The sequence below is a fragment of the Arthrobacter oryzae genome (assembly GCF_037911235.1).
GTDB lineage: Bacteria > Actinomycetota > Actinomycetes > Actinomycetales > Micrococcaceae > Arthrobacter > Arthrobacter oryzae_E.
The window spans coordinates 1-24,756 of the sequence record NZ_JBBLYW010000066.1 but is presented as its reverse complement, the minus strand read 5'-3'; the positions used below and the strand labels follow the sequence as shown (position 1 = coordinate 24,756).

14 protein-coding genes, 2 tRNA genes and 1 pseudogene are annotated in these 24,756 nt (G+C 65.8%); 4 read left to right on the top strand and 13 right to left on the bottom strand.

The features are described from left to right. The first annotated feature begins 39 nt into the window (after positions 1–39). The gene (locus WMN78_RS19055; protein ID WP_340535327.1) at positions 40–831 is read left to right on the top strand and encodes a PspA/IM30 family protein; all 792 of its coding nucleotides are present in this window, start codon (positions 40–42) and stop codon (positions 829–831) included. A gap of 93 nt (positions 832–924) precedes the next feature. Here WMN78_RS19055 and WMN78_RS19050 read toward each other — a convergent pair whose 3' ends face one another. Then, a complete protein-coding gene (locus tag WMN78_RS19050) occupies positions 925–2,166 on the bottom strand; it encodes a hypothetical protein (protein WP_340535326.1) in 1,242 nt (413 codons plus the stop codon). Between the two features lie 208 nt (positions 2,167–2,374). On the opposite strand from WMN78_RS19050, the gene WMN78_RS19045 reads away from it, so the two are divergent. Beyond that, positions 2,375–3,799, top strand: a complete 1,425-nt coding sequence (locus WMN78_RS19045) for a deoxyribodipyrimidine photo-lyase (RefSeq protein ID WP_340535325.1) — start codon at positions 2,375–2,377, stop codon at positions 3,797–3,799. A gap of 63 nt (positions 3,800–3,862) precedes the next feature. Here the strand turns inward: WMN78_RS19045 and WMN78_RS19040 are convergent, their stop codons facing one another. The 5 genes from WMN78_RS19040 to WMN78_RS19020 form a co-directional block, all read right to left on the bottom strand. Further along, the gene (locus tag WMN78_RS19040; protein WP_340535324.1) at positions 3,863–4,801 is read right to left on the bottom strand and encodes a hypothetical protein; all 939 of its coding nucleotides are present in this window, start codon (positions 4,799–4,801) and stop codon (positions 3,863–3,865) included. 339 nt (positions 4,802–5,140) lie between these two features. Continuing rightward, positions 5,141–5,217, bottom strand: a tRNA-Met gene (locus WMN78_RS19035). Between the two features lie 112 nt (positions 5,218–5,329). After that, positions 5,330–5,403: transfer RNA gene (locus tag WMN78_RS19030), tRNA-Met, on the bottom strand. 231 nt (positions 5,404–5,634) lie between these two features. Continuing rightward, positions 5,635–8,652, bottom strand: a complete 3,018-nt coding sequence (locus WMN78_RS19025) for a UPF0182 family protein (RefSeq protein WP_340535323.1) — start codon at positions 8,650–8,652, stop codon at positions 5,635–5,637. Positions 8,653–8,811: 159 nt separating this feature from the next. After that, complete coding sequence (locus WMN78_RS19020; protein ID WP_340535322.1) at positions 8,812–9,972, bottom strand: YlbL family protein; 1,161 nt, start codon at positions 9,970–9,972, stop codon at positions 8,812–8,814. Positions 9,973–10,192: 220 nt separating this feature from the next. On the opposite strand from WMN78_RS19020, the gene WMN78_RS19015 reads away from it, so the two are divergent. Then, positions 10,193–11,623, top strand: a complete 1,431-nt coding sequence (locus WMN78_RS19015) for a zinc-dependent metalloprotease (protein WP_340535321.1) — start codon at positions 10,193–10,195, stop codon at positions 11,621–11,623. A gap of 20 nt (positions 11,624–11,643) precedes the next feature. Here WMN78_RS19015 and WMN78_RS19010 read toward each other — a convergent pair whose 3' ends face one another. The 3 genes from WMN78_RS19010 to nudC form a co-directional block, all read right to left on the bottom strand. Continuing rightward, a complete protein-coding gene (locus WMN78_RS19010) occupies positions 11,644–12,279 on the bottom strand; it encodes a M48 family metallopeptidase (protein ID WP_340535320.1) in 636 nt (211 codons plus the stop codon). Next, positions 12,279–14,459 (bottom strand): ATP-dependent DNA helicase UvrD2, encoded by a 2,181-nt coding sequence (locus tag WMN78_RS19005; protein WP_425341180.1) that lies wholly within the window; start codon positions 14,457–14,459, stop codon positions 12,279–12,281. The genes WMN78_RS19010 and WMN78_RS19005 overlap by 1 nt, the downstream gene beginning before the upstream one ends. A gap of 81 nt (positions 14,460–14,540) precedes the next feature. After that, positions 14,541–15,617 carry an NAD(+) diphosphatase gene (gene nudC, locus WMN78_RS19000; RefSeq protein ID WP_340535319.1) on the bottom strand — a complete coding sequence of 359 codons (1,077 nt, stop codon included), beginning with the start codon at positions 15,615–15,617 and terminating at the stop codon, positions 14,541–14,543. A 200-nt stretch (positions 15,618–15,817) separates the two neighbouring features. Here nudC and WMN78_RS18995 point away from each other — a divergent pair, with 200 nt between their 5' ends. After that, positions 15,818–17,044 (top strand): macrolide 2'-phosphotransferase, encoded by a 1,227-nt coding sequence (locus WMN78_RS18995; RefSeq protein WP_340535318.1) that lies wholly within the window; start codon positions 15,818–15,820, stop codon positions 17,042–17,044. Here WMN78_RS18995 and WMN78_RS18990 read toward each other — a convergent pair. The 4 genes and pseudogenes from WMN78_RS18990 to WMN78_RS18975 form a co-directional block, all read right to left on the bottom strand. Further along, positions 17,016–20,582: an ATP-dependent DNA helicase gene (locus WMN78_RS18990; protein WP_340535317.1), complete on the bottom strand. Its 3,567-nt coding sequence runs from the start codon at positions 20,580–20,582 to the stop codon at positions 17,016–17,018. The two genes, WMN78_RS18995 and WMN78_RS18990, sit on opposite strands and share 29 nt — an antisense overlap. Beyond that, positions 20,579–23,938 carry an ATP-dependent DNA helicase gene (locus WMN78_RS18985; RefSeq protein ID WP_340535382.1) on the bottom strand — a complete coding sequence of 1,120 codons (3,360 nt, stop codon included), beginning with the start codon at positions 23,936–23,938 and terminating at the stop codon, positions 20,579–20,581. Before WMN78_RS18985 ends, WMN78_RS18990 begins: the two co-directional genes overlap by 4 nt. Positions 23,939–24,054: 116 nt before the next feature. Beyond that, positions 24,055–24,471, bottom strand: a complete 417-nt coding sequence (locus tag WMN78_RS18980; RefSeq protein WP_340535316.1) for an MGMT family protein — start codon at positions 24,469–24,471, stop codon at positions 24,055–24,057. A gap of 100 nt (positions 24,472–24,571) precedes the next feature. Beyond that, a pseudogene (locus WMN78_RS18975) lies at positions 24,572–24,756 on the bottom strand (IS110 family transposase); the annotation flags it as partial.

The following is a 24,756-nucleotide window of genomic DNA, read 5'->3' as shown; positions in this document are numbered from 1 at the left end:
ATTCAGTGGCGACCACTGAGCAGGATGAAAGGCAACACCATGGTTAAGCAGTCCATTTTCGGCCGTATGGCCCAGCTGGCGAAGGCGAACATCAATTCCTTGCTGGATCAGGCCGAAGACCCGCAGAAGATGCTGGACCAGATGGTCCGGGATTACACCAACAACATTGCCGAAGCTGAATCTGCCGTGGCGCAGACCATCGGCAATCTGCGGATGCTCCAGGACGACTACAATGAGGACGTCAAGAACGCCCAGGACTGGGGCAACAAGGCCCTTGCAGCTTCCCGTAAGGCCGACGAGTACCGCAGCAGCGGCGACACAGTGGACGCCCAGAAGTTCGACAATCTGGCCAAGGTGGCCATCCAGCGCCAGATGGCAGCCGAGAACGAAGCCAAGGCGGCCGAGCCCAGCATCGCCTCGCAGACCGAGGTTGTGGACAAGCTCAAGACCGGCCTGGACCAGATGAAGGGCAAGCTGAACGAGCTGACCAGCAAGCGCAACGAACTGGTGGCGCGTTCCAAGACGGCAGCTGCGCAGTCGCAGGTCCACGACGCCCTCAAGAGCATCGACTTCATGGACCCCACCAGCGAGGTGGGCCGCTTCGAAGAGAAGATCCGCCGCGAAGAGGCCAAGGTCCGCGGCCAGCAGGAGCTCGCCGCGTCCAGTCTGGACGCACAGTTCAACTCGCTCGAAGACCTCGGCGAACAGACCGAGATCGAGGCACGGCTCGCGGCCTTGAAGTCCGGCGGCGCGAAGCCGGCCATCGGCGCCTCGACCAGTTCATCGGCTGCCGGCTCCACTGTCGAAGAAGCAGATTTCGACAAGCTCTAGGCAGCCGCTCCGGTTTCCGGACCGGGCGACAGAACGGCCGGGGTCCCCTCAAGGGACCCCGGCCTTTTCGTTTCAGGACTATCGCTGGCCCTGCTAGCTCAAGCTCACCGCCGGCTCCCCCGCTGGCGTCAGCCCGGCCCCTGCCGTGCAGCTCCCGGAACGAACATCGCCGTCGTTATAAACCTGGCGCAGGCAGTTACGGAGTGCCAACTGGCCCCAATAGTTAGGGTGCAACGATTCCTGGATGGAGTAATCGCTGAAGGCCGTGCTGGCAGTCCGGACCTCATTAATCCATTCACTGATGTCCGCGGCGCCAGCGCTCCGCCAGTCCGCCAGTGAGGTGCTGTTCAGCTTCTTGGTGGTTTCCGCGCACAGTTCATGGCCGCTGAAGAGTGAGGCCACGTTGAGCGTGTGAACACCGGGTACGCCGGAAGCAGCGATTCCGGCTGAAATAGTGGAGTTGATCGCGGGGACGGCGGTGCCCGTAGCCCAGTCCAGGTCCGCGTTCCAGAACCCGCAGCCGTAAGTGCTCTGCCTGCTGAATCCGGCTTCGGAATAGGAAATATCCGAACTCCGCGGCAGGGGCGAGACGTAGTTCTGCACCACCAGGCTGTACTCCCCGGGCGCGTACCCGGCACCGCCCATGGCCTTGGCCACGTTAGCGAGGGAGGCACCTATCCGGGAGGCCACAGCTGCCCGGTTGGCAGCCGAGAAGTTCGTGGCCACCGTGGCGGAGTCCTTGCAGTAACTCGGCGCCCACGACGGACTGGTCATGAACTTCGAGACACACGTGGCGATGATGCCGGCAAACCCCAGGTCGTTGCCGCCGATCGAGACCACCACCATGCTGACCCGGTGGGATGATGCGAAGTTCTGCAGCGCCAGCGCCTGGCCCGTGTTGCCGGCCGCGTCCTTGTAGAAGTCCAGCCCCGGTTTGAACTCACCGGAGGAGTTCCAGGACGTCCCCGTCTTGGCGCCGGAACATGCCAGGTTGAGTGCCTGCGCCTGCCCGATCCTGATCTCCGCCGAGGACGAGCGGTGGCAGCCCGCCGTGCTTTCGGATTGCCCGGCGTCAAGATAGGCGGCGTCGCCCAGTGCATCGGCCTGGGCGGGGTCACTCGAGTTGCCCGCCCAGCGGCCCGCTTCCCCTGAAATATACGAATCGCCCACGCTGACCACCCAGTCATCGCCGCCAATGGGCGCGGCGTGGGCGGTCGGCGCAATCAATGCCGAAACTGAGACGGCCGCGGCAAGTCCGGCCAGGAGCGACCGCGTGACCGGCACGCTGCGGCGTTCCGTTCGCGGCCATTGGTTGGATGGAAGGAATAGCTTCATTGGTCATCCTTTTTCCTGGCGCGGCAACATCGCGGCGAGCAGGTGGACGGCATCCGGCCGCCTCCAGCCGTGTGCCGTTGTCGACAGGAAAAGCCTGATCCGAACGGAACCGTCCCTGCGGAAGTGTGGGCGCAACGGACGGCTGGAGCGAGTCTACGGCCAAGTTACCGGCCGGTAAATAGCAGAGGCTGCCGTGTACCGTGGAATCATGCCTTCCACCATTGTCTGGCTTCGTGATGACCTCCGCCTGGATGACAATCCGGCCCTTGCCGACGCCGCCGCCTTGGGCCACCCCCTGACGGTCGTCTACGTCCTGGATGAAGAGTCACCAGGGGTGCGAGCACTGGGCGGTGCAGCCAAGTGGTGGCTGCACCATTCGCTGGAGTCCCTGGCCGGCGGATTGGAATCCGCGGGCGCCCGGCTGGTGCTTCGCCGAGGTAACGCGGCCGCGATCATCCATGAACTGGCATCCGAGACCGGGGCCACGCACCTGAGATGGAACCGCAGGTACGGCGGCCCGGAACGCAGCATCGACGCGGGCGTCAAAACCTGGGCCGGGGAACATGACCTTGACGCCGCAAGTTTCCAGGCAAGCCTTATGTTTGAGCCCTGGACCGTGCGGACCGGAGCAGGGGGACCGTACAAGGTCTTCACGCCCTTCTGGCGCGCCTGCCTGGAGAGCGGCGAGCCGCGGATGCCCTCCGATGCCCTTCGGAACCTGCCGCCTCTGGCCCGGGGCGACGACGGCGCGCTGCCCCACAGCGATGACCTGGACGCCTGGGGGCTGCTCCCCCGCAGTCCGGACTGGAGCGCCGGGCTCGCGGACGAGTGGACGCCGGGCGAAGCGGGCGCCCACAGCCGCCTGCAGGATTTCCTTGACGGCCCTGTCGAAGACTATGGAACCGGCCGTGACCGGCCGGGCGTCGAGGGCACCAGCCGCCTCTCGCCCCACCTTCGCTTCGGTGAGATCAGTCCCTTCCGTGTCTGGCATGCGCTCCGTGAGCGCTTCCCGCGGCAGGCCCCCGCCGACGTCGGGATCTTCCGTTCAGAACTGGGCTGGCGTGAGTTTTGCTGGCAGCTGCTGTATGAGAACCCTGAGCTGGCCACCCGGAACTACCGCCCGGACTTCGACCGCTTCGAGTGGCAAACGCCGTCGGATGCTGAACTGGAAGCCTGGCAGCAGGGCCGGACAGGGTATCCGCTGGTGGACGCGGGAATGCGTCAGCTGTGGCAGACAGGCTGGATGCACAACCGCGTCCGCATGGCGGCAGCGTCGTTCCTGGTGAAGAACCTGCTCGCTGACTGGAGGCTGGGTGAGGCCTGGTTCTGGGACACCCTGGTGGACGCCGATTCAGCCAGCAATCCTGCCAACTGGCAGTGGGTTGCCGGATCCGGCGCGGACGCTTCCCCCTATTTCCGGATCTTCAACCCGGTGACGCAAAGCAAGAAGTTCGACGCCGTGGGCCGTTACCTGCGGCAGTACATCCCGGAAATCGCCGGCATGGATGACAAGGCCATCCACGAACCCTGGAAAGCGCCGGAACAGGCTGCCGGATACCCGGAACCGGTGGTGGGCCTGCCGGAGTCGCGCGAGCGGGCCCTGGACACCTATCAGAAGCTGAAGGACAGCTGAACCGGGGCCGCCTTCAGCGGCGCCGGTCAGAGCCCCCCGGCCGGCGGCCGCGGGGCTGCCTGCTTAGCGGCTGCTGACCTTGCCCATCAAGGAGGCAAGGGGACTGAGGAAGACCGGCCGCGCCAGGAACCATGCGGCGACCATGACGGCGACGGACGCAGCGAAGATGCCGAAACCGACCCAGCTGACTTCGTCGCTGCCACCATACATATGGTTCAGGTTTCGGAGCGCGCCGGTGGCAAGCACGAGGAACACATGGACCACGATGAAGGCAACGAAGTAGATCATCACCGGAAAGTGCACGGCGCGTGCAGCCTCGATCGGGTAGGCCTTGTTCAGCGCCTTGGCGTTTTTGGGCCATGCCGAGGACATCCGCAGACCGGTGATGAACGCCAGCGGGGCTGCGATGAAGACCGTGATGAAATACGTCAGCAACTGGAGGGCGTTGTAGTTCACCCAGCCGTTTTCCGTGGGCCAGTTCAGCGAGGCGTATTGCAACGCGGCCGAGAGCGCGTTGGGGAAGACGTCCCAGCTGGTGGGCACGATGCGCGCCCATTGGCCGGTGGCGAAAATCAGGACGGCGAATACGATGCCGTTGAGAATCCAGAGTGCGTCCAGCAGCAGGTGGAACCACAGCGCCAGGCTGATCTTGGCCGGAGCATTCCGCGTGCGGATCAGGCCCTTGTTGTTCCGGGTCCAATAGGCAGCCGGACGGGTCTGCGTGCGCACCTGCCACCCGGAACGGATGATCAGCAGCAGGAAGAAGCCGTTGAGGAAGTGTTGCCAGGCCAGCCACGCCGGGAACCCCTCCGGAGTGCCCTCGGGGAGCTCAGAGTGGCCCGGGTAGGCCGCCAGGAAGTCCTTCACACCGGCAAGCCCGGTAGCCCATTTAGCAACCAGCACCACGAGAACCAGGGCGACCAGCACGGCCGGCACTGCCCAGTACAGTCTGGCCCACTTGCTCTTCGCGCTTCCAGGCTTCTTCTTGGTTGGTAATGACATCGAACAGCATTCCTCTCGAGAATGATCGACTAGTGACGTGGGCGGATCCACCCGGCCGGCTGCACCGGCAGGAGCGCCGGCCAGGTTAACTGCGCCTTAATAGCTTGGATCATGAACAGCGGAAGAGCGAACCCGTGCATGGCCACGGTCATCCCCCGCAATATAAGATCCGCTTCCCGGAAGCGACGGCCTGCCAATGCGGTGTTCGTCGTTGAACACCACCTGGCACCGCGGCACGTTGCCCCCGCGAATGAGAATACTAGGAAATGCTAGTAGTTGGTGTCCTGCGGACAAAAAAGAGGCCCTGACCGGCACATTCCCGGTCAGGGCCTCTCTTGGTGGTTGCGGGGACAGGATTTGAACCTGTGACCTCTGGGTTATGAGCCCAGCGAGCTACCGAACTGCTCCACCCCGCGTCGCTTGATCAACACTACCCTACTTTTGCGGCGGCCCCGACCACTGCCCGCCACCCGGCGACAAAGCAAAAGGCCCGGAATCCCTTGGGGGAATTCCGGGCCTTTCCTTCAGTTGCGGGGACAGGATTTGAACCTGTGACCTCTGGGTTATGAGCCCAGCGAGCTACCGAACTGCTCCACCCCGCGTCGCAAGAACAACATTACCCGCCGGTGAACTTCAGACCAAATTGAGGGGACGTGATCTGCGTCTCCGCGGACAAGGGCGCCTGCAGTCTCCGTCGATACTGCCCCGACAACAGTGCGTTCGCCGGAGACGGCAAAGGCCGGCTTCCCCGTCCCTGCGGATGGGGAAGCCGGCCTGTTCCGGCCGGGCCGGCTGCTGTGCGCAGCCTGCCCGCCTGATTAGCTGCCCGCCTGTTAGCTGCTCGGTGAGGGCGACGGCGTCGCGGCCGCCGACGGGTCCCCCGTGGGGGCCGGGGTGGGCGCCGGCGTCGGCGACGCACTTTCGGTGGCGAGCTTCGCTTCGGCGTCGATCGCCTTTTGCAGTGCCGCGGACAGTTTCTTCTGCTGCTCGCCGTAGGCGGCGAAGTCACCCTTGGCGAGGGCTTCCTGGCCGGCCCGGATGGCAGCGTTCGCTTCCTCCAGAGCCGCCCTCAGCTCCGCCTTGGCGTCGGTGCCGCCGGTGGGCGGCGGGGTGGTCCCTCCGGTAGCGGGAGGAGTCTGCCCGTTGTTGTCCGAGTCCCCTGCCGCGGCGCCGGAGTCGCCGCCGAACAGTTGGTTCAACGCCTGGTCCAAGGTTGGGGCAAAGCCGATCTTGTCACCGAAGGCCACGAGTACGCGCTGTAGCGTGGGGTAGGACGTTTCGCCCGTGGACCGGAGGTAGACAGGCTGCACGTAGAGGAGACCGCCGCCTACCGGGAGGGTCAGGAGGTTGCCGTTGAGGACGTCGGAGGCGCCCTGGCGCAGCAGGTTCAACGCCTGGGACACCGTGGGGTCCGAGTTGAACTTGTTCTGGGCCTGGCCCGGGCCGGGAACCTGCGCTTCCGGCGGAATCTGCAGGAGCCTGAGCTGACCGTAGCTTTCGGCCTTCACACCCTTTTGATTGCCGGCATCGGAATCCGCGGCGAGGAATCCGTAGAGCACGTTACGCGCCGTGCCGTTGACCACCTGCGGGATGAACGATGACGTGAGCTGGAACGCGGGCTTCTCCTGGTCAGGCATCTGCAGCGACATGTAGAACGGCGGCTGCTTGACCGGCTCGCTGACCGTGGGATCGTTCGGCACGGACCAGGCGTCGTTGTTCGTGTAGAAGTTGTCGGCCTGGGTGACGTGGTAGCGGCCCAGCAGTTCGCGCTGGACCTTGAACAGGTCCTCCGGGTAGCGGACGTGGCTCATGAGCGCGCCGGACATCTCCGAGTAGGGCTTCAGGGAACTGGGGAAGACCTTCTGCCAGGCCTTCAGCACCGGATCCTGGTCGTCCCAGGCGTACAGCGTTACAGAGCCGTCGTAGGCGTCAACCGTTGCCTTGACGGAGTTGCGGATGTAGTTCACCGAGCTGTTGGGCAGGGCAACAGTGCGCCCGGCGGTCGTCTGTGAGTCGGCGGTGGCCGACGACAACTGTTCCTGCTGGGAGTACGGGTAGTACTGGCTCGTGGTGTAGCCGTCCACGATCCATTTCACCCGGCCGTCCACCACCGCCGGGTAGGCGTTGCCGTCGACCGTGAGGTACGGGGCGACTTTTTCCACGCGGTCGCGCGGGTTGCGGTCGTAGAGGATCTGCGACTCGGGGTTCACGCCGTCGGACAGCAGGAGGTCGGAAGACTGGAACTTTATCGAGTAGAGAACCTTGTTGAAGAAGCTGCCAACGTTCGGCCCGCCGTTGCCGGTGAACGTGTACTGGGTTTCGCCGTCGCCTTCCTTGCCGGCAGGACGGTCCTGTTCACGGTTCGGAGCGCCGTCCGGCGCTCCGACGATCGAGTATTCGGGAGAATTCTCACCGAAGTAGATCCGGGGCTGGTAGCTCGTGTCGTTGCCGAGGACACCGGTGGACGGAATGCCGGACTGCAGGAACTCAGGCTTGCCGTCGGCGGTGAACTTGTTGCCCTTGGCGGCCACGACGCCGTAGCCGTGGGTGTAGACCACGTGACGGTTCAACCAGGACTGCTGGTTGGCGCTGAGGCCGTCCGGGTTCAGCTCGCGAACCGCGATCACAGTGTCCTGGACTTTGCCGTCAACTTCGTAGCGGTCCACGTTGAGCGCGCTGGGGAACTGATAGTACGGCCGGTACTGCTCAAGCTGGGAGAAGGCGTCCGAAATCAGGTTCGGGTCCAGGAGCCTGATATTGGCAGTCGTCTGTGCGTCCGGGGCCAGCGCACCCGTGGTGGCAGTTGTGGTGGCGTTGTACCGCTCCTCCTGGATCTTGTCCAGGCCGTAGGCTGCGCGGGTCATGCTGATGTTCCGCTCGATGAACGGCTTCTCAAGGGTCTGTTCGGACGGGCGCACCTGGAACTGCTGGATGACCCACGGGTAGACACCGCCGGCAAGGATGGACGTAATGACCAGCATGGCCGTGCCGATGACAGGCAGGCGCCATTTGCCGATAACGGCCGCGACGATGAACAGGATGGCCACCAGCGCGGCGGCGACAGCCAGGATGGACTTGGTGGGGATGACGGCGTTGACATCCGTATAGAGGGCGCCGGACCAGCGTCCGTTGCTGTTCTGCACTGCGGAGTAGCGGTCCAACCAGAAGTTCACGCCGAGCAGCAGCAGGAATGCCGCGCCCGTCACGGCAAGGTGGATCTGGGCGGCCCGGCTGGTGAAGATGCCACGTTCCATGATCCGGATGCTGCCGTAGAGATAGTGCGTGAGGATTCCCGCGATGCCGGCGACCACCACCACGCTGATGAGGAAGCCGGTGACGAAGCCGAGGAACGGCAGGGTCATCAGGTAGAAGCTGATGTCGAGGTTGAACTGCGGATCGTTCTGCCCGAACGGTTCCTGGTTCAGGAAGAGCATAACTTTCTGCCACTGGCTGGCGGCGGCGCTGCCGGCGAACAACCCGAAGAGTATTGGCAGGCCGATCATGACCACCCGGCGGACCGGTTCCAGCTGCGCCTGGTAGCGGTTCAGGTTGTCCCTGATCTCCGAATCCGGGGCGTAGACGGGACGGGCGTGGTAGGCGATGCGGATGGCATAGAACATCGCAGCGAACATGAGCGCGAAGGCGACCAGGAAGATGACGATCCGGGCCAGGTTCTCCGTGAGGAAAACTTCAAAGAACCCAAGCTGCTGGTACCAGAGAACATCGGTCCAAACGTTGGCGAAGAAGATGAATCCGACCACAACCAGTGCTACGACGATCAACGTCGGCGTCAAGGCACCTCGCCTTGGCTGGGGTCTTCCGGGCGGAGTGGAGCTGGCGGGACGGGACAAACTCGGTACCTCATAGCTGGTTGTCAGTTACTGGTCTTGTCAAAAATCAAGGTGCGCGTGAAGATGTGATGCTGCGACTGCCGTGTCGCCCCGGAAAGAAGGCTCGACGTCAATCATTATTGCCACGAGTGGCGGTGGTGCTTAGTTCCTGCAATTAGTCTAGTTGCTGGTGCACGCCGGAAGGCCGGATGTGTCGCCGCCTGAGGCGACCACTGCGACGGCTTCCCGGGCCTCAGCCAGACTTTCGACCTTGACCACCTGCAGCCCGTCCGGGATGTGCCCCACCACTTCCGCGCAGTTGGCGGCCGGGGCGAGGAACACCGCCGCACCGTCGGCCCGGGCCCCGTACATCTTCTGTCCTATGCCGCCGATGGATCCCACCACGCCGTCGGGCGTGATGGTGCCGGTCCCGGCGATGTGTTTACCGCCGGTCAGGTCCCCCGGGGTGACGGTGTCGATGATGCCCAGGGCGAACATCATGCCCGCGCTGGGACCGCCCACCTTCTCGAGGGAAATCTTGACATCAAAAGGGAACGTGAATTCGTACTGCAGCAGCACGCCGAGGATGAACTTGCCGGCGGCGTTCTCCGACGGAGTGATGGTCTCCGTGACTTGTGCGCCGTCACGCGTGACGATGACGGTGGCGGGTTTTCCCTTTCCGGCGGCAAGTTCCTCCTGCACCACGCGGAGCGACGTCACGGGCTTGCCGTTCACGCTGGAGAAAACATCGCCGGCCTGAAGCTTGCCTGCGGACGCCGACTGGTCGGCAAGGTCCGCCACCAGCAGTTTCTGTTCAAAGGGAATGTCCAGTTCCTTCAGGGCGGACGCCGTCGCGTTCTCCTGGGAGGTGGTCATCGCCACGGCACTCTCCTGCTGGGACTCTTCTTTCGTGACCCCGGTCGGAAAGATCAGCTCCTCCGGATAGACAGCCTTGGACTTGTCCAGCCAGGCCGAGAAGGCTTCGAAGACGCTGACCGGGCCGTTGGGTCCGCCGTCAACATACACAGTGGTGAGGTCCAGGTTCCCCTTGGCCGGAAACGTCTCGCGACCGGTCACGCTGATCACGGGTTTCCCGTTGTCGTTAGCCAGGGTGTTGAAGGTGGGTCCCGGCGATTCCACCACATACGGCACGGGAAGGCTGGCGGCGGTAATTCCCAGCGCGAGTGCCATCAATCCGGACGCCACCATGGCTCCGTAGCGGTTATCGGGCGCTTTGGCACGGCGCGACGTCGGCCGCCCCGAACGCCTGCCGCGGGTGGTTCCGCCGCTTCCGGAATCCGCGGGATCCCCTGGAACGTGGTCACCCTGAATGATTGTCAATGAAGGACCTCTTCTGTACCTGCGCCCGCGGACGAGGCAGTGTGGCTGAACCCGATCGTGGTGACGGCAGCCTGCAAATATTCCGATTACTAACACTACGCGGTGAGCAGGCGTGGACGCTCTTTGCCTACAGCGAACGGGGCCGGATTCGGCAGACAGCCGCCGACGCCCCGGGGTACCGTGAAGGTGATCAACAGTCACACCGACGATCGGCGGGATCATGACCTCCAACCCACTCAATCCGTCCAATGGCGACGACGACACCCCCAAGGATCCGCTTGCGGAAATGCTTCAAAACCTCATGGGCGGCAAGGGCATGGGTGACATAGACCCCGCTGAACTGGCCAAAGCAGCAGGACTTCCGGACGACCCGAACCTCCTGGCCCAGATGTTCTCGCAGGTGCAGGCCATGATGAGCGCGACCTCCGAAGGCCCCGTCAACTGGCAGCTTGCCCACGACAATGCACGGCGGGTGGCTGCGAGTGGCTCCGACCCCTCTGTCACGGCGCAACAGTCGCGTGAAATCGACGAGGCCCTGCGCCTGGCCGAGCTGTGGCTTGACCAGGTCACGGAGCTACCCGCGACAGGCCTGATCGGCCGGGCATGGTCCCGCGCGGAATGGGTCGAGGAGACTCTCGGCACGTGGAAGCGGCTCACCGAACCGGTGGCGAACAGCATTGCCAATGCGCTGTCCACCGCCATGACAGAGCAGATGCCCGAGGAAATGAAGTCCATGATGGGCGGAGCCTCCTCCATGCTGCAGAACATGGGCGGTGCCATCTTCGGCATGCAGTTGGGCCAGGCAATTGGTGCCCTTTCGGCGGAAGTAGTCAGTTCAACGGACATCGGGGTTCCGCTGGCCGACCTCGAGATGGCCCTCCTCCCGGCCAACGTGGCCAAGTTCGGCGAAGGCCTGAGCCTGCCCGAAAACGACATCCGGCTCTTCCTGGCCGTGCGCGAAGCGGCTCACGCCCGTCTTTTTGTCCAGGTACCCTGGCTCCGCGGCCACCTCCTCGGTGCCATCGAGGCGTATGCCCGGGGCATCCACATTGACACTTCCAAGATCGAGGAGTTGGCCCGGGAGATCGACCCCAGCAATCCTGAAGGCATTCAGGAGGCGCTGTCCCAGGGTGTCTTCATGCCGCAGCGGACCCCTGCCCAGGAACAGGCACTGGAAAAACTCGAAACCGCGCTGGCCCTGGTCGAAGGCTGGGTGGACGAGCTGACCGCAGCAGCCACGGAGAAGTTCCTGCCCTCGGCATCCGCGCTGCGCGAGACAGTCCGGCGGCGCCGCGCCACCGGGGGCCCTGCCGAACACGCCTTCTCATCCTTGGTGGGACTGGAACTGCGTCCGCGCCGCCTCCGCGAAGCTGCCGCCTTGTGGGCATCCCTCAAGGAAGAACGCGGCACCGCGGGCCGGGACGCCATCTGGCAGCACCCCGACCTCCTGCCCACGGGCGAGGACCTTGATGATCCCCAGGGATTCAGTGCGCGGCGCCAGCTCGCCGAAGCGAGCGACACTGAGGTGGATGATGCCCTGCAGAAACTGCTGAACGGCGGATTCGATGAACCTGCCAAAGACGAAGAAGGCTCCGGACCGGACGAGGACGGCTTGGGCAAGGACGACGACGGCGGGACGCCGAAGGCCTGACCCGCCGGCTTTGCGGTCGGCTAGCTGAGCACTGACGGGACTTCGGTTCCGTCAGTGCTCTCGCCTTGTCCGTCGGCGTCCGGCGACATGCCCCGCGACGTCGCGAAAGCCACGCCCTCCAGGAACGCCTTGGCCCGCTGCGTCTCGGGGTAGGCCTCCAGGAGGCGCCAGAACGCGGCGTTGTGCCCGGCGACAAGCAGATGCGCGAGCTCGTGAAGCAGCACGTAGTCGATGACCCATTGCGGCATGCTCCGCAGCTTGTCGGAGAGCCTGATGGTTCCGTCGGCAGGAGTAGCCGATCCCCAGCGGGAATTCTGGTTGCTGACCCAGCGCACTGACGACGGCACGGAGCGTCCGCCAAGGTACTTCGCCGACAGTTCGGCTGCGTGCGCCGCCAGGGCGGCATCCGTGGCCGGCCGACGCCTGCCTTCACCGCGCGAGCGCCGCACTCCCTGCAGCCGGAGCTTCTCGAGCATCCGGTGGACCCATTCGCTTTCCTGCGCCTTGCTGAAGTGCGCCGGAATGGCCACCACAGCCGTGCCGTTCTCCCAGAACGCGGCGACAGTCCGGCGGCGGCGCGCGGAACGCCGTACCACCACCGGGGCGCCGTCGGGGGTGGTCAGCGGTATCGCCCGGGCCTGCGCAGCTCCGGCCATCAGGCGCTGCTGCTTTCCGTGAGGACCTCAAGCACGGCTTCACCGTATTTCTCCAGTTTGGAGGGGCCTACTCCGGCCAGCCGGGCCAATTCCTCGAGGGAGGCGGGCCGTGCCTCCGCAATCGCCGTCAGCGTCGCATCGGTAAACACCACAAACGCCGGGACTTCTGCGGCAAGGGCAACTTCCTTCCGCCACTGGCGCAGCGCGTCGAAGGTCTGCTCCTCGTAGCTAGGCGGGCACTGGCTGCATCGGCCCACCTTGCGTTCAGCGCCGGTGGACAGCATGCTTCCGCAGACCCGGCACATCGCGGGGGCTGCTGCCTTCCGCCGCGGGGCAGGGCCCTTGCCGCGCGCCGTCGAACTGGCCACCGAATCCGGCCGTAGGCCGTCCAGGAAGCGTGAAGGCTTCCGGTTGGCCCTGCCCCCCGGGGTCCGGGCCAGGGACCAGGACAGCGACAGATGCTCGCGGGCCCGGGTGATGCCCACATAGAGCAGGCGGCGTTCCTCGTCCACGTCTTCCGGGGAGTCGGCGAAGGAGATCGGCATAAGGCCTTCGCAGAGCCCCACCAGGAAAACTGCGTCCCATTCGAGGCCCTTGGCCGCGTGCAGCGACGCCAGGGTGACCCCTTGGACAGTGGGTGCATGCTGGGCCAGTGAACGCTCCTGGAGTTCGTTGACAAAGTCCGCGAGGGTGAACTGCGGACCCCGGCTCAGGACCAGCTCATCAGCCAGTGCAACCAGTGCGGCCAGCGATTCCCAGCGTTCCCGGAGGGCTCCGCCGTTGTGCGGCGCGGACTCCGTGTAGCCAAGGGATGCCACGATGTCACGGACCAGCTGGCCCAGGGGCTCGGGCTCAGAAGTTTCCGCAGCGGCCCGTGTGGCCGCCCTGAGCTGGAGGATTGCGTCCCGGACTTCCTTGCGGGCGAAGAACCGCTCTCCCCCGCGCAACTGGTAGCCGATTCCGGCTGAAGCCAATGCCTGTTCATAGGCCTCCGACTGCCCGTTGGTCCGGAACAGCACGGCGATCTCGCTGGCCGGGGTGCCGGCGTCGAGCAGTTCCCGGATCTTGATCGCAACGGTGGCAGCCTCGGCTTCATCGTCCGCGCACTCCGTGAACTGCGGCGGCGGTCCGGCCTGCCGCTGTGCGACCAGTTTGAGCGGCGCCGCCCAGGCGGCGTCCGCTACGGGGCCTCCGCTGCGACGGCCGGCGAGCAGGTCATTGGCCAGCTTGACCACCTGCGGCGTGGAACGGTAATCGCGGATCAGCTTGACCACGTTGGCGCCGGGGTACATGGCCTTGAAACCGAGCAGGTGCTTGGGTGAAGCCCCGGTGAACGAATAGATGGTCTGGCTGGCATCGCCCACGACGCAGAGTTCGTCGCGTCCTCCCAGCCAGAGTTCCAGGAGCCGCTGCTGCAACGGCGAAACGTCCTGGTATTCGTCTACGACGAAATGCCGGTACTGCTCCCGGACTGTGGCTGCCACCTTTGGGTCCTCCTGCAGGATCCCGACGGTGATCAGGAGGACGTCCTCGAAGTCGATGACGTTGCGGTCGGTCTTGACGTCCTCGTAGGCCTGGAACACGCGGGCGACAGCGGTGAGGTCGAAGCCGCCGGGATTGCCCCGAGCCTGCGCATTCTCAAGGTAGTTTGCCGGCGTCAGCATGGACACTTTGGCCCACTCGATCTCAGAGGCCAAATCCCTGATGGACGCACGGTCCGTGCTGAGCCTGAGGCGGCGGGCAGCTTCGGCGATCATCTGGGCCTTGTGGTCCAGCAGGTTCGGGAGCGCACCGCCGACGGCCTGCGGCCAGAAGAACTGCAACTGCCGCAGCGCAGCGGCGTGAAAGGTACGCGCCTGGACGTTGCCGACGCCGAGATCGCGAAGCCGGCTTCGCATCTCCGCCGCCGCGCGCGCGGTGAAGGTCACTGCCAGCAGCCGCTGCGGGCTGTAGACACCCGAGTGCACTCCGTAGGCAATCCGGTGGGTGATGGCGCGCGTTTTGCCGGTGCCTGCACCCGCGAGCACGCACAGGGGCCCGTTCAGAGTGCTGGCAACCTCCCGCTGCTCGTCGTCAAGTCCGCCGAGAATGCGGTCTTCCAGGGACCGGCTGTCCAGCGGGCCGGGTTCGGAGGACGCGCCGGAGCCGGGGGCGGTGCGTTCAAAATTGTCAGTTGTCACTTGATGCTCATGTCACTTGGTGCTCGGTCACTTGTCATGGGTGGCTCGATGTGGCGGGTGGGGAGGTTCGCTGCGGGGAACTCAGGCGTCGGCAGGACGATCCTGGATGACGCCGCCGTACCAATGCTCGATCAGTGACCGGGCAATAGACAGCCGGCTGGAGATGACGATCTCCCCGCTCAGCACGGCGGCCTGGAGTTCTGAACGGCTGAACCAGCGCGCCCGGGTGACCTCCACGCCGTCGGGCGTTGCCTCGGTGTCCAGTGTCCTGGCCGTGAACCCGAGCATTAGGGATGCAGGGAAAGGCCAGGACTGGGAACCCAGGTACTGGGTGGCGGTAATCCGCACGCCCACTTCCTCCTGGATCTCGCGGACGACGGCCTGCTCAAGGGACTCGCCCGGCTCCACGAATCCGGCCAGGGTGGAAAAGTTCTTCGCATCGAGCGGTCCGCCGCCACCGAGGAGGAGCCGATCATCGGGTCCGACCACCGTCACGATAATGGCGGGGTCCGTCCGGGGGTAGTGTTCGGAGTTGTCTGCGGGACACCGGCGGACCCAGCCCCCTGCCTCAACAAGTGTCGTGGCACCGCACCGCGGACAATGAACGTGGGTGGCATGCCAGTTGGCAATGGCACTGGCCTCGATGAAGAGGGCGGTATCAGTGGCATTCAAGCGGGCCGCCACGTCCCGGAACCCCGTCCAGACGGCGTCCGACGGGATTCCGGCGATGCCGCGTTCAAACTGTTCCGCCCGGACCTCGAACGGTTCCGCCAGGACAAAGAGGACTATTTCCGTGCCCTCGTCCAGGTGCGAACCGGCCAGGGCAGCACCGAGGTAGATGGTCATGGCCGGCGGCGACCCCGCCTCGGCAAGGCTCTCCGCGAGTCCGGCCGCGTCTGTCAGCAGGAGGCTGTCGCCGCGGACCAAAGCCTGCCGGTGGGACAGAACCATGGCCAGCGCCCGCCCGGAGCTAACGACGGCGTCAACCATCCCCGGCTTCATCCTGGCGCCGGAGCCCCTGTCAACGAGGGCGGGACGGACAGGAAGGACTGTGTCCATCAGGTGGTTCGCCGGCAGCCGCTGCACCGTTGGTGTGCTGCCCTGGGACACATTTTCGGGTACCTGATTTTTGGATGCCGGGGACTCCGCAAGACTCATGTACCCACCGTACTGACTCCGGCAGACAATTGACATTTGCTCCCGCCGCGACGGCCTCCCTCCAAGCCCTCCGTGATGCCTCCTGTGATGCCCCGCCGTGGGCGGGATCACGGGCCGGATGCGCGAGGGAAATCGCCCCGATCTGGAGACTCGCCGTAGTACATCGCCATCTTGGGCGCCAGTCAATCTACCGTGGATGGGTGAGAAGAAAACCGATCGAACTGGCAGCTGTAGCAACTGCGGCAGTCCCCGGGCTGACGCCGACCGCCGTGAGTTCCGCCCCGGACGATCCGGCGGACTTCGATTCGGCACTCCTCCTGGACTCCGAAGGGAAGCAGTGGCGGGTGCGTTCGCCCCGCCACGCGGAGGCCAGCGCCCGGCTGGAAACTGAGTTCATGGTGCTGCGCGCATTCGCCCCGGGAATCAGGGCCGAACTGCCCTTCCTGATGCCCACGGTGGCGGGCACCGTGCGCCAGGGAGCCCTGAGCACCTTCGTCTACTCGCACCTGGCGGGCACTACCCGCAGCGTCGAAGAACTGACTGCTGGTCCGGAAGGGCTCGCGAGGGAAGTGGGCGGGGCGCTGGCTGCGATTCACGACCTGCCCCGGTCTTTGGTCAGCAACGCCGACCTCCCCAGTTACACACCCAACGAGTTCCGGCAGCGCAGGCTCAATGAACTCGACCAGGCCGCAACCACCGGGAAGATCCCTCCAGTGCTGCTGCGCCGCTGGGAACATGCCTTGGAAGATGTGTCGCTGTGGCGCTTCAATCCCTGCGTTGTCCATGGCGACCTGCACGAGGACAACATTTTGGTCGACGGGGAACGTGTGACCGCCATAACCGGGTGGACCGATCTACGCATCGGCGATCCTGCCGACGACATGGCGTGGCTGGTGGCCTCCAACGAACAGGGCTTCGTCGACGCCGTCCTGCGCCACTACACGTCGAGCCGCCGGGACGCCCCGGACGCCCACCTGCTCCGCCGTGCGGCGCTCTCTGCTGAGTTTGCGCTGGCGCAGTACTTGGTCAAGGGCCTGGCCGCCGGCGACCAGACCATGATCGGTGAAGCTGAAGAAATGCTTGCCTCGCTGGCCGACGACATTGCGGAGCACGGCGGCCAGCCCATCAGCGTGGAGCCTTTGCCGCAGGCCGTCCCGGCTGTGCATGTGGAACCTGTGCCGCAGGCCGGACCGGCCGTGCATGTGGAACCTGTGCCGCAGGCCGGACCGGCCAGTGCCGCCGCCATGCCATCCGTGCACGTGACGCCGATCCCGGTCGAAAAGACCGCCGACGCCGATGCCGCCGCTCCGGAAGAAAATGCTCCGGCCGAAAAACCTCCGGCAGCAACAGGCACGCCCCCGGCACCGACTGCAGCGGATGACACGTCCACTGCCGCGCTCAAGATTGTGGACGCAAAGTCCCACTAGCCGGGCCGGCAGCAGCCTTGGCCAGTGCGGTGGTTCCGCCGAGGGCGGCTGTCACGATATCTTCCAGTTGCTCCGCCGTGCCGAGGTCGTGGGGCCGGACAACCTGGTTTTCCCCTACGTAGTAGAAGGCCGCCCGGACACTGTCCAGGGGAACTCCCTTGAGTCTGGCCCAGGCGAGACGGTAGACGGCCAGCTGGACAGCCTTGACCTTCAGCTGCCCGGCGGCTGGACGGCGGCCTGTCTTCCAGTCCACCAGGTCCCAGCCGCCGTCTGCGTCCCGGAAAACGGCATCGATCCGGCCACGCACCACGACGTCACCGATGCGCGTCTCCACCGGAACCTCGACATGGGCAGGAGCACGGTGCGCCCACTCTGAATTCCGGAATGTTTCCACCATGGAATCCAGCCCGTAGGCCTCGTCAATATGGTTGTCCGAACCGGGTGCCTCGTCCAGCTCCAGCATGCCTGCCTTGCCGAAGTACTCCTCCACCCAGGCATGGAACGCCGTGCCCTTGCGGGCCGACATGCCCGGCTCCCGGGGAACCGGCCGCCGCAGCCGCGCAAGCACGGATCCGGGGTCGTCACCCAGGTCCACGAAGGTTGACGCCGAGATATGGCCGGGCAAGTGGACATCCTGCACTGTGGCCCTGCGGAACCGGCGCTCCAGCAGCAAGGTTGCCTCCTGCGCCCAGTTGGCGGCAACGCTCCGGAGGGGCCGCGTGCCCTCCCCTGCAGTAGAAACCGGCGCGGCGCCGCCGGTTGGGCCGGCGGCCATGGCTTCGCGGACCCGCCCGGAAGCTGTTTCCATCGCCGCCCGCCTCCCCGGAACCAGCCTGAGCCTTGCACCGGTGCGCGGATCGGCAGGTCCTTCCAGCGGGTCGTACGGCCACAGAGCCAGTTCGAGGTCCTGGGTCAACGGGCTTTCTGCGGGCAGCGATGACTCCTCCACCGACGCGGGGTGTACGACGGCGGCAAGCTCCTCTGCCCCTCCCGTCGCCTTCCCCGTCCGCTCAGCAGCCGGCTCGACGGCCGGTGGGGTTTCGCCGGCCACCGTCCCAATACCTGCAAGGTGCGCCAGTTCCGAAAGGAATGGCGACATCTCCGCCATGCCGGCCCGGGAACCGACCCAGGCGGCACTCGAAATCCACAGCACGAATTTCGCCCGGGTATAAGCCACGTAGGCCAGCCTGCGTTCCTCGGCTTCGCCGTGCGCCTGGACCTCCGCCTTGAAATCCTTTTCGGCCTCAAGCCAGCCTTTTTGATCCGGCTGGTCCGTGTCCCACTGGGGCAGGTCTGCACGGTCTCCCCGCAACGGCCAGGGCAGGGCGGCACTTCCGCTGCTCCAGCGCGAATCCCGGCTACTGGGAAACGCGCCGGCGTTCAGGCCTGGAACGAAAACAACGTCCCATTCCAGGCCCTTGGACGCGTGCACGGTCAGCAATTGAACGGCTTCATGGTTGACGTCCGGCGCGGCGACGTCCAGCCCGCCCTCCTCCATGGCCGCGGCTTCCAGCCAGGCCAGGAAAGCCAGCACATCAACGCGCTGGGAGGTGTGGAGGAACCCCGCCGCCGCATCATGGAATGCGTCCAGGTTTCTCCGGGCCTGATGAATGCTGATGCCGGGACGGGCCGCCACCTCGATATCCAGGAGCATGGCCCGTTCCACTTCGCCCAGCAGCGTAGTGAGGTCATCGCCCATGAACCCGCGGAGCTGCCGGAGTTCGGCCGAGAAGGCGTGCAGCCGGTCCAGCGCTTCAGCGCTGAGGGACCTGCCGTGGGCCGACGTCCAGCCTTCCCGGGGCAACCAGTCCAGCGCTTCCACCAGGCTGGGTGAATCGGTGATGTCGCTCTCGATAACAGCGGCATCGGCGTCGTCACTTTCATCCGTGTCCCTCGACGGGTGCTCCCGGCGGCGGGCGAGGAATGAGGACCAATCCCGGAAGGCCATGAGGTCTGCCGGACCTATGCGCCAGCGCGCTCCCGCCAGGAGCCGCATGAGTGAGTCCGACCGGCCCGGATCCGCGAGGACGCGCAAGGTGGCGACCAGGTCCACGATCTCCGGGGTGTCCAGGAGTCCGCCGAGGCCCACTATCTCGTAGGGGATTCCGCGAAGTTCGAACTCACGCCGGATGCATTCCATCTGTGCGCGCCGGCGGCACAGGACCGCCATCGCAGGGGGTACCCGCTCCGCTCCGGCAGTGTCTTCGAAGTTTGTGACGCGGTACCGCAAAACGTCCCCCGCAATGGCCCGGGCCTCGTCTTCGTCCGTGGCAAAGCGTCCGATGACAACGTTGCCCCGGGCAGCCGCGGGACTGGGTTGCAGAGGCGGGACCTCCACGGAGTCCGCGGATCCCCGCTCCCCCGCCGGACCGCTCTGCAAAGCAGCGGCACTGAGCGGAGCCGAGATGACGTTGGCCGCGGAAAGGATGTTCCGCCCGTTGCGCCACGCGGTTGTCAGGTAGGAGGTGGGTGCCACCGCGAACGAATTACGGACAAGGACCGGGAATTCCCGGACAAAATGGAAGAGCTGGCCGGCGGACGCACCCCGGAAACCGTAGATCGATTGGTTGGGATCACCCACGGCCGTCACCGCATGGCCGCCGCCGAAGAGCCTGGAAAACAGCACCAGCTGGGCATGCGAGGTGTCCTGGAATTCATCGAGCAGCACCACTTTGAACCGCTGGCGTTCCACTTCGGCGGCGAGCGGAATCTCGCTGGCGACCCGAGCGGCGAGCGCTACGAGGTCTCCGAAATCCAGCGCCCCGCGTGCCCGCTTCGCTTCGGAGTACCTGCCCACCATTTCGGCAACGCTGGCCCGGGTGCGCAGCATGGCGCCAAGCTCTCCCGCGGCCTGGGTCGGGTTCTTTTTTGCTCCGGCCACATACGGCAGTGCTTCAAATTCGGCGACGCGGTGCAACAGCCATTCCTGCACTTCGTCCGGATCACGAAGGTGTTCAGCGCACTCGCCCGCGAGCTGGATGACGGCCTTCACAAGGGTGGATTTGGCAGCACGGAAGTGCTCGTATTCGCCGTCGAAGGCCTCAACAACTTCGCTGGCCAGCTGCCATGCCTGCGCTCCGCCCAAGAGCACAACGTCGCGTTCGACACCGAGGCGCAGGCCGTAGTCGGATACGATGCCGCTGGCGTAGGAGTGGTAAGTGGAGACCTTGGGTTCCAGGGCATCCTCGCTGAGCAGGCCCTCGGGAAAAATCCTGTGTCCGGTGTCCTCCGCCGCAATCCGCTGCAGGGCAGCCAGCTTGGCCCGGATGCGGCTGGCCAGCTCGCCGGCAGCCTTGCGCGTGAACGTCACACCCAGGACTTCTTCGGGCCTGACCCAGCCGTTGGCAACGAGCCACACGACGCGGTCGGCCATGGTGGCGGTTTTGCCGGATCCGGCACCGGCGATCACCAGCCGCGGCGTGAGCGGCGAGGAAATGATGGCGGACTGCTCTGCGGTGGGGCTGTTGCGTTCGCCCAGCATGCTGGTCAGCTCCTCCGGGGAAAACCGGGGTGCCGGGACATTGAGGGGCGTCGTCATTCAGTAACCTGCTTTCCGCGCGGACAAAGGGGACAGACCTCCGGCAGGCGGCAGCCGTGGCCACCGTGTCCCGATTTTGCCGGATCGTGGCGCGCCTCGAAAACGCTGCCGGACATCAGCCGTGCGGCCTCGTTCACCATTTCGAGCGCCCAGTTGCCATCGGAGCCGTCCAGCGGCGCCTGGACCTGGATGCCCGGGCTTTTGTTGCTTGTGCCGAGCTGTGCCAGCACGGCCCCACCCGGCTGAACATCTCCCGGCTGAACGTCTCCCTGCTGAACGTCTCCGACCGATACGCCTGGACCCGTGAAGCCCCCGGCGAGTACCGCGGCCTGGTAGGCGCCCAACTGCGGGTGGCGGGCCAGATCGGCCTTCGACGGCTGGCGTTTGCCGGTTTTGAGGTCCACGATCACCAGCCGGCCCTCGGAATCGATCTCCAGCCGGTCGACTTGTCCGCGGAGGACGGCGGACCGGACCTCGGGTTCAGCTTCAGTGGCTGCCGGCACCGGGGTTCCTGACTGCGGTGCGTCAACGATGTCCGGCAGCCTCACGTCGAAGTCCCGTTCGACCCCCACGAGGCTCCTGCCTTCGCTGCGCATGACCAGGATGTACTGGGCGAGCTTCCGGACCATGCCTTCGGCCCGCTGGAAATCCAGCTTGCCTTCCCAGTTGTCCTTCATGCCGAGCGCGGGCCACCGCCGGACGAGTTCCGCCACGTACTCCCCGCCCGACGCATCAGGCAGATCCTGCGCGATGGCATGGACCAGGGTTCCCAGACTTCTGGCGAAGTCGGTGGCGGCTTCTCCGCCGGCAGCCTGGATGAACCAGTCGAGCGGCGACTTGTGGACCGTCTCCACTTTGGACGGGGAAACGAACACTGTTCCTCCGGCCGGAACAATCCGTTCACCGGAAGACAAGGGCGCGAGTCCCCACCAGGAGTCGGGACTGGCTCCCGGGACGGTCGGTTCGGCAACGGCCAGCCGGGCCAGGACCCTGGCGGCTTCGACAGATTCAGCCGCGGACCTGCCGTCCAGTTGCGCGTGCTGCCGGAGTTCAGCCACAAGGGCCCGGAGGGTCATTGGCCGTTCCACCGGAGTGAACGTCCGCCGATCCTGCCCGGGGTGCAGCGGTGCCACGTAGTCCAGGAAGGAGGAGGGCTGTTCGTCCTCTGATGAAACGGCGGTGCAGATCAGCACTTCGCGGGCGCGCGAGACTGCCGTGGAGAAGCTGCGGAGTTCGTCGTACCGGATTTCCCGCAACCTGCTGACGGGCCCCAGCTGAAGGGCATGTTCCACCCCGTGCTCAACGGCGTCGGCGAAGAGTGTGCTGCCGAGGAGCTCCCCGCGGAGCCGGGTGTTGGGCCACACTCCCTCCTGCAGCCCGGCAATGATGACGACGGGCCATTCACGTCCGGCAGCACTCGCCGGGGTCATGAGTTCCACGGCGTCCTCCAGCTGGGCCCGGGCTGCCAGCGTGTCCATGGGCAGTTCCTGGCTGAGCAGGTACTCAAGGAACTGGTCCGGTCCCGACCCCGGCAACTGGTCCACATAGCGTTCGGCGGTGTGGAACAGTGCCATCATGGCGTCCAGGTCGCGGTCTGCCCTGGCCCCCGCCGCTCCACCGGCCAACGCCGCGTCAGTCCAGCGGGCGGAAAGCCCCGTGGAGTTCCAGAGGGCCCAAAGCACTGTTTCCGCGTTGGCCCCCGGTGCACACGCTGCCGCCCGCCCGGCCTCAATCATGCAGGCGACCCGGCGCGCCGAGCGGCCTTCGATGCCCGTGGTGGCCAGGGCTCCTGGTTCAAGCAGCGACTCGACGAGCAGCGCATCGCTGGTGCGGCCTCCTCCACCGAGGATCTCCTCGCGGCGCAGTGACTGGCGAAGCCGGCGCAACTCGATGGAGGTCGCTCCGCCAATCCGGGAAGTCAGCAGCGCGACCGCAGATTCCGGGGTCAGTACCGCGGGATCCAGCGCCACAGCATAGGCATCAAGCAGGGGCCGCACTGCGACTTCGTCCCGGACCGCAGATTCGGCCACCGGAACGCGCACGGGAATGCCGTGGCCGGCAAGGTGACGCTGCAGCTGACTCAGCTGACCGCCGTTCCGGACGATCACGGCGATGTCGCCGAGCTCACGTCCGTGGTTCAGGTGTGCGTCGAGGATTCGCTGCGCCACGTAGCGCAGCTCCTGGACCGCCGAGGGGAGGACGTGTCCCTCAACCGTGCCCCTGCCGGGGGCACGGGAGGGAGAAGAGCCTCCCGTCGGATGACCGGGCATCGGCGCGGCATTCTCCAGCCTTCGGGCCGACTGGCCGCCTGCCCGTTGCGAGATGCGCCCTGCCACCGAAAGCCATGCCTCGGCGACAGCGGGAGTGTGGCGGTGTGTCACCCGGAGCGGGCGTTCCAGGACGGTGTGCTTCCCGGACGGTTCCCGGGAACCGTCTCCGGCGGCGCCGGCAGGAGCCAGCAGGTGCGGCAATTCTGCCGTGAGGTCCGGCCTGGCGCCGCGGAACCCCTGGACCACGGTGTCCGGGGACGACGTCACGAAGGCGTCCTTGCCCGCCGCGATGTCCGCCAACAGCTCGAACACCGCCGGATTGGCTTCCTGGATATCGTCCACCAGGATCAGCTGGAGGCGCTCCCGCTCCGCCGCCAGGAAGTCGGGGGCGTCCTGGAAGATCTGCCGGGCCGCTGTAATGATTCCCGCGGGGTCGAAAGCTTCCGGCATCCGCAGGTCCAGGACGTCGCGATACTCGGCATACAGTGCGGCGGCGGCGATCCAGTCCGGCCGGTTGCACTGGCCGGCCAGGACCACCAGGTCATCGGGCGTCCGGCCGGACTCGATGATCCGGTCAAAGAGCTGGCGGACTTCCTGCCGGAACCCGCGGGTTTCCAGTGCGGCATCCAGGTCATCCGGCCAGGGCAGCTCGAGGCCCGGCAGGGCGTGGCCCTCCAGGAGTTCCTTGATGATCAGGTCCTGCTCAGGCCCGGACAGGAGCCGCGGCGGCCGCGCCAGCGGCAGGATGCCTTCCGCCTTGGCACGCCGGATCAGATCGAAGGCATACGACGCCCAGGTGCGCGCCGGCGTCGTGCTGAGGCTCCGGTTGAGCCGGGCCGTGAAGCGGTCCCTCAGGGAGTCGGCAGCCAGCCGGCTCGGCGCCAGCACCAGCATTCTTTCAGGGTCCAGGCCGTCGCGCTCGGCCCGGCGCACCGCGGCTTCGATGAGGACGGTGGATTTTCCCGTCCCCGGAGCGCCCGGCACCAGAACAGGCCCAGACCCGTGCGGGACGTCCACGGCCGCCTGCTGGTCCGGTGACAGCACCGGAACGATGCTGTGGACCTGACGGGGAGGAAGGAGCCTCAGCCCGGCGGCCGTGCCGGCAGGTTTCGCAACCGATAGCTGGCCTGAATGTACCTCTGATCGCTGGCCGGCGCGGATCCGCTGCTCCGACTGGATATCGGGGGTATCGCTGGTAAGTGTCACACAGTCATTTCATCATCGGGGGCGGACAATTTATGGAGCCGCCGCTCCAGCCGGTCTGCAATCAGGTCAATGAGGTCAAAGTCACCCTCCGCGGGGGCCCACCGCGCCTCCGTCAGGTCGACGCGCCAACGCCCCTCGCCGGACCTGAGGAAGTCCTGGTAGCGGCCAAGAAGCGGAGTCCCTTCCTGGAGGTAAAAAGCCAGGGCTTCGGCCTCCAGGCCCTGGGGTGCCTCGCCGTTTGCCCTCAGGACCCGCCACCAGGGAACGGAACTTCCGTGGTGGCTCATGACGGAGCCCACCTGCCGCGCACCGCCGGACCCGAGGAGCTCGGCAATATCCCCGTAGGCTACGGCTGTTCCCGGAGGCACGAGCCGGACCAGGGACAGCACGGCCTCTACATACTCCATGCGCATGCATCCAGCGTAGCGGTTCGCTGCTGTCCGGACTTGTCGGCCCGAACCACTGTGAAGCGGCACGCCCGCAGCCCGCACAAAACTGATGCTCCTATAGGTGTCAATGTTCGTTGAGCCAGTTTTCGTAGCGTTGGTGCAAGACGTCGTCGCGGGTGAGTCCGCGTTCGAGCCGGGATAGCCTGGTGGGCCAGAGCTGGAGACTGTCTGCGGCGGACTGGAGCGTGATCTTCTTGGTTTTACGGAGAGCCCGAAGGGCGCCGGCGTCCGGGGCGGGCTGCGGGTGCA

What these genes read in the sequence shown, in the direction of transcription:
- WMN78_RS19055 (WP_340535327.1), top strand. Translation starts at nt 40, where the DNA reads ATGGTTAAGCAGTCCATTTTCGGCCGTATGGCCCAGCTGGCGAAGGCG.
- WMN78_RS19050 (WP_340535326.1), bottom strand. Translation starts at nt 2,166, where the DNA reads ATGAAGCTATTCCTTCCATCCAACCAATGGCCGCGAACGGAACGCCGC.
- WMN78_RS19045 (WP_340535325.1), top strand. Translation starts at nt 2,375, where the DNA reads ATGCCTTCCACCATTGTCTGGCTTCGTGATGACCTCCGCCTGGATGAC.
- WMN78_RS19040 (WP_340535324.1), bottom strand. Translation starts at nt 4,801, where the DNA reads ATGTCATTACCAACCAAGAAGAAGCCTGGAAGCGCGAAGAGCAAGTGG.
- WMN78_RS19015 (WP_340535321.1), top strand. Translation starts at nt 10,193, where the DNA reads ATGACCTCCAACCCACTCAATCCGTCCAATGGCGACGACGACACCCCC.
- WMN78_RS19010 (WP_340535320.1), bottom strand. Translation starts at nt 12,279, where the DNA reads ATGGCCGGAGCTGCGCAGGCCCGGGCGATACCGCTGACCACCCCCGAC.
- nudC (WP_340535319.1), bottom strand. Translation starts at nt 15,617, where the DNA reads ATGAGTCTTGCGGAGTCCCCGGCATCCAAAAATCAGGTACCCGAAAAT.
- WMN78_RS18990 (WP_340535317.1), bottom strand. Translation starts at nt 20,582, where the DNA reads ATGACGACGCCCCTCAATGTCCCGGCACCCCGGTTTTCCCCGGAGGAG.
- WMN78_RS18980 (WP_340535316.1), bottom strand. Translation starts at nt 24,471, where the DNA reads ATGCGCATGGAGTATGTAGAGGCCGTGCTGTCCCTGGTCCGGCTCGTG.